This window comes from Streptomyces glaucescens (genome assembly GCF_002154375.1).
Classification (GTDB): Bacteria; Actinomycetota; Actinomycetes; order Streptomycetales; family Streptomycetaceae; genus Streptomyces; species Streptomyces glaucescens.
The window spans coordinates 1-2,773 of record NZ_MUND01000925.1 but is presented as its reverse complement, the minus strand read 5'-3'; the positions used below and the strand labels follow the sequence as shown (position 1 = coordinate 2,773).

Below are 2,773 nucleotides of genomic sequence, written 5' to 3'. Positions count from 1 at the left end.
GTGCTCCTCCTGGGTCGTGTCCGCAGAGTCCCGTCGTCCGCCCGAAGGGCGGGCCCCGCGGCGTCTGGTGCGTGCTCTCGGCGCGCCGGGCGGAGTCCCTCGTACTGGATGTACTTGGGGCTTCGCCCGGCGCGGCGAGAGTGCGTGCCAGGCGTCGCGGGGCAGACGGGACTTTGCGGACACGGCCTAGGGCGAGCGCTGTCCCGCCGGTCCCGGCGGGCACTGCGTCGAAGCGCCGCCCGCGTCCGCTCACCGGCCCGACGTCCAAGTCCTCCGCCCGCCCGGCCCGATGGCACGCGTGTTCCGGCCCGGCACGTCGGCGCGCCGTCCTCGCTCGGTGACGCCGGAGCGGTCCTGCTCCGCAGCCCCCCAGGCGGCCGAACGTGCCACAGTGCGGGTCCTGTGGCGTGCGCCACCGGCTGGCCGGCCGGATGCGGGGAACGGTGTTCTGTATGACGGAGTTGACGCAACTCGGCCTTCCCACGGTCATCAAGGCCTGCCTCTTCGACCTCGACGGCGTCGTCACCAGGACGGCCGTGGTGCACGCGGCCGCCTGGAAGGAGACGTTCGACGCGTTCCTGCGACAACGCGAGGGCGAGGGGTACCGGCCGTTCGACGCCGTCACCGACTACGACGAGTACGTGGACGGACGCCCCCGCGCCGACGGCGTCCGTACCTTCCTCGCCTCCCGGGACATCCGGTTGCCGGAGGGCGACCCCGGTGACCCGCCGGACGCGGAGACCGTCCACGGCCTCGGCAACCGCAAGAACCGGCTGCTGCTCGAGCGGATCCGCGCCGGCGGGGTCGAGGCGTACGACAGCACCCTGCGATACCTGCGGACCGTCCGCGCCCACGGTCTGAGCACCGCGATCGTCTCCTCCAGCGCCAACTGCCTGGACGTGCTGCGCGCGATCGAAGCCGAGGACCTGTTCGACGTACGGATCGACGGGGTGGTGGCCGCCGAACGCGGGCTCCCCGGCAAGCCCAGTCCGGACACCTTCCTGGCCGCCGCCCGGGACCTCGGCGCGGAGGCGAAGCAGGCGGCCGTGTTCGAGGACGCGCTGGCCGGCATGGACGCGGGCCGCGCCGGCGGCTTCGGCTATGTCGTCGGCGTCGATCGCACCGGACAGACCGAGGCGCTGTACGCGCACGGCGCGGACGTCGTGGTGCGGGATCTCGCGGAACTGGGGGACACCGAGTGATAGCGCAGCGGGCCTACGCCGTCGAACCGTGGACCGTGCGCGAGACGAACCTCAACCTGGACGTCCTCGCCCAGAGCGAGTCGGTGTTCGCGCTCTCCAACGGGCACGTCGGCTGGCGCGGCAACCTCGACGAGGGCGAACCGCACGGACTGCCCGGCTCCTACCTGAACGGGGTGCACGAACTGCACCCGCTGCCCTACGCCGAAGCGGGCTACGGCTACCCGGAGTCCGGCCAGACCGTCATCAACGTCACCAACGGCAAGGTGCTGCGGCTGCTGGTCGACGACGAGCCGTTCGACCTGCGCTACGGGCGGCTCGTCGCCCACGAGCGCACCCTCGACCTGCGCCGGGGCGTCCTGGAACGGGTCTGCGAGTGGACCTCCCCGGCCGGCTCCACGGTCCGGGTGCGCTCCACCCGCCTGGTCTCGCTCACCCAGCGGGCGATCGCCGCCGTGGCGTACGAGGTGGAGCCGGTCGACAGCCGCACCCGGGTGGTCATCCAGTCGGAGCTGGTCGCCAACGAGAGCCTGCCCGAACCCAACGGCGACCCGCGCGCCGCACGGGCGCTGAAGTCGCCGCTGGAACCGGAGGAGGACTTCGCCTCCGGGCTGCGGCTGCGACTGGTGCACCGCACCCGGCGCAGCGGTCTGCGCGTGGCGGTCGCCGCCGACCACACCGTCAGCGGCCCCGAGCGCACCACGACGTCCGCCGAGAGCAATGTCGACGTGGCCCGGCTGACCGTCACCTCCGTGCTGGAGCCCGGGCAGCGGCTGCGGGTGGAGAAGCTGGTCGCGCACGGCTGGTCCGGCGCCCGTTCCCGGCCCGCGATGAGCGACCAGGTGGAGGCGGCGCTGGCGGCGGCCGACCACAGCGGCTGGGCCGGCCTGCTCAGGGACCAGGAGGCGTACCTCGACGACTTCTGGTCGCGCGCGGACGTCGAGGTCGACGGCGACGAGGAGATCCAGCAGGCGGTCCGCTTCGCCCTCTTCCACGTCCTCCAGGCGGGCGCCCGCGCCGAGCGGCGCGCGATCCCCGCGAAGGGCCTGACCGGCTCCGGTTACGACGGTCACGCCTTCTGGGACACCGAGATGTTCGTGCTGCCGCTGCTCACCTACACCGAGCCCCGCGCCGTCGCGGAGGCGCTGCGCTGGCGGCAGAGCACCCTGCCCGCCGCCCGGGAGCGCGCGAACCAGCTGGGCCTGTCCGGCGCCGCCTTCCCGTGGCGGACCATCGAGGGCTCGGAGGGCTCGGCGTACTGGCCGGCCGGGACCGCCGCCTTCCACGTCAACGCCGACATAGCCGACGCCGTGACCCGCTACACGGCGGCCACCGGAGACCTCGACTTCGAGCGGGACACCGGCGTCGAACTGCTGGTGGAGACCGCCCGCCTGTGGCGCTCGCTCGGCCACCACGACCACCAGGGCGTCTTCCACATCGACGGCGTCACCGGACCCGACGAGTACAGCGCGGTCGCCGACGACAACGCGTACACCAACCTGATGGCCCGGCAGAACCTGCTCGACGCGGCCGAGGCCGTGCGCCGCCACCCCGAGGAGGCCGAGCGGCTCGGC

Annotated in this window: 2 protein-coding genes; both read left to right on the top strand. The window is 73.5% G+C overall.

Features of this window, described 5'->3' with window-relative positions:
• The first annotated feature begins 461 nt into the window (after positions 1 to 461).
• On the top strand, positions 462 to 1,202 hold the full coding sequence (locus CCN42_RS39340; RefSeq protein ID WP_086741957.1) for a beta-phosphoglucomutase family hydrolase: 741 nt from the start codon (positions 462 to 464) through the stop codon (positions 1,200 to 1,202).
• Positions 1,199 to 2,773, top strand: a 1,575-nt coding sequence (locus CCN42_RS39335) for a glycoside hydrolase family 65 protein (protein WP_086741956.1), incomplete at its 3' end; no start/stop codon positions are given. The genes CCN42_RS39340 and CCN42_RS39335, both read left to right, overlap by 4 nt.